General features: G+C 73.1%; 4 protein-coding genes. 3 read left to right on the plus strand and 1 reads right to left on the minus strand.

The window, feature by feature from the left end; translation table 11 throughout:
• Positions 1-239: citrate/2-methylcitrate synthase (locus PLP61_RS16840; RefSeq protein WP_324503954.1), on the plus strand; the 239-nt coding region annotated here is incomplete at its 5' end.
• 17 nt (positions 240-256) lie between these two features.
• Here PLP61_RS16840 and PLP61_RS16845 read toward each other — a convergent pair.
• Positions 257-637, minus strand: a complete 381-nt coding sequence (locus PLP61_RS16845) for a VOC family protein (protein WP_324503955.1) — start codon at positions 635-637, stop codon at positions 257-259.
• Positions 638-695: 58 nt separating this feature from the next.
• Between PLP61_RS16845 and PLP61_RS16850 the strand changes: the two genes are divergently transcribed.
• Both PLP61_RS16850 and PLP61_RS16855 read left to right on the plus strand, forming a co-directional pair.
• The gene (locus PLP61_RS16850) at positions 696-1,070 is read left to right on the plus strand and encodes an ArsR/SmtB family transcription factor (RefSeq protein ID WP_324503956.1); all 375 of its coding nucleotides are present in this window, start codon (positions 696-698) and stop codon (positions 1,068-1,070) included.
• The coding region (locus PLP61_RS16855; RefSeq protein ID WP_324503957.1) for an SRPBCC domain-containing protein at positions 1,070-1,868 on the plus strand (799 nt) is incomplete at its 3' end. The genes PLP61_RS16850 and PLP61_RS16855, both read left to right, overlap by 1 nt.

Below are 1,868 nucleotides of genomic sequence, written 5' to 3' on the forward strand. Positions count from 1 at the left end.
ATCGTGTGCTGGAGACGAACGTGGAGTTCTGGGCAGCCATCGTGCTGGACTTCGCGCAGGTGCCGGCGCCGATGTTCACCTCGATGTTCACCTGCGCCCGGACCGCCGGCTGGTCGGCCCACATCCTGGAGCAGAAGCGCACCGGGCGGCTGATCCGGCCCTCGGCGGTGTACGCCGGTCCGGCCACCCGGCCGGCCTCCGACGTCGCCGGCTGGAACCCCGCCTGGGAGCAGGGCTGACCCCGGGCCCCCAGCTCTCAGGGGAGCAGCGCGGGCGGGTCGTACCTCGGCTGGTAGAGCATGATCGGCCTGGCCCCGGGGACGACCAGGTCGACGGTGGTGCCCCACTCCTGCTGCACGGGGGCGCCGGCGAAGGTCGCGCCGCGACCGGCCAGCTCGGCCATCGTGGCGGCGAGGTCGTCGCAGACCAGGGAGACGTCGTAGCGCTGGTCGGTGCCGCCGCGCTGCCCCTCGTGCTCCCAGCGGGACGGGTGCACGCCGAGCTCGCTCGGACCGGTCTTGAAGATCAGCCATCCGCCGCCCGTGTCGACGTGGGGCAGGAGCAGCACGTCGCGGAAGAACGCGCGCGCGGCCTCGGGATCCTCGGCGTACACGAGGCTGTGGAGTGCGGTGATCACGGACCTCGACGCTACCCTCTCGTTGACATGTGACCTAACAGTCACATAATCTCGTGGCATGACGCAGGACGGCTCGACCGACCCCATGGACCCGGTGTTCCGGGCGCTGGCCGACCCCACCCGGCGCCAGATCCTGGACGCGCTCTTCGCCGCCGACGGGCAGACCGTGGGCGAGCTGGCCGGCCGGTTCGCGGACCGCATGAGCCGCTTCGGGGTGATGAAGCACCTGGCCGTCCTCGCCGACGCCGACCTGGTGGTGACGGTGCGGGAGGGCCGCAGCAAGCGGCTCTTCCTCAACCCCGTGCCCATCGAGCAGGTCGCCAACCGGTGGATCGGGAAGTACGCCGCCCGCTTCACCTCCGCCCTCGTGGGCCTCCAGCAGCATCTCGAGTCCGGGCCGCCCGCGGCCCCCGAGCAGAAGGGCCTGCGCTGATGGCGATCACCGCGCACGTCTACCAGATCCACATCGCCGCCACCGCCGACCAGGTCTGGCGCGCGCTTACCGAGTCGGAGTGGACCCGGCAGTACTTCCACGGCACCAGCTTCGTGGAGCCGCCGGTGCCGGGGGCGGCGTACCGCACGGTCACCGCAGACGGGAGGGACGCCGTCGAAGGCGTCGTCGAGGAGATGAGCGCCCCGGACGGCGACCGGCCCGGACGGTTCGTGCAGACCTGGCGCGTGCTCTACGACACCGCGATGGCGCAGGAGCCGCCCAGCCGGGTGGAGTGGACCGTGCAGCAGGTCGGCGACGGGGTGACGCGGGTGCGGCTGGTGCACGGGGACCTGGCCGGGTCGCCCCTCACCTGGGCGAACGTCAAGGACGGCTGGGTGTGGATCCTGGACGCGCTGAAGACCGTGCTGGAGACCGGCCGGGCGCTGCCCCCCGCCCGGCCGGACGCGAGCCCCCCGGCTGCCGTCGACGGCGACTGGCACCGGCGCCAGGGCGTCGAGGCGAACAATGCGGCGTGGGAGCTACTGGGCCGGGACCGATCGCCCGAGGAGGACGAGGAGCTGCTGCGGCACGCCTACGCGGCGGCGTACCACTGGCAGCGGGCCTCCTCGGCCACGCCCGCGAACGAGGCGAGAGCGGCCTACCTGGTCGCGCGGGCCCTGGTCGCCACCGGCCAGCCCGCGCGTGGCCTGGTGTCGGCCGACAGCTGCCTGGCGCAGTGCGAGCGGCACGGGCTGGCCGACTTCGACCTCGCCTACGCCTACGAGTCGCGCGCCCGCG

It is taken from the genome of Nocardioides sp., from assembly GCF_035429765.1.
Taxonomy (GTDB): domain Bacteria; phylum Actinomycetota; class Actinomycetes; order Propionibacteriales; family Nocardioidaceae; genus Nocardioides.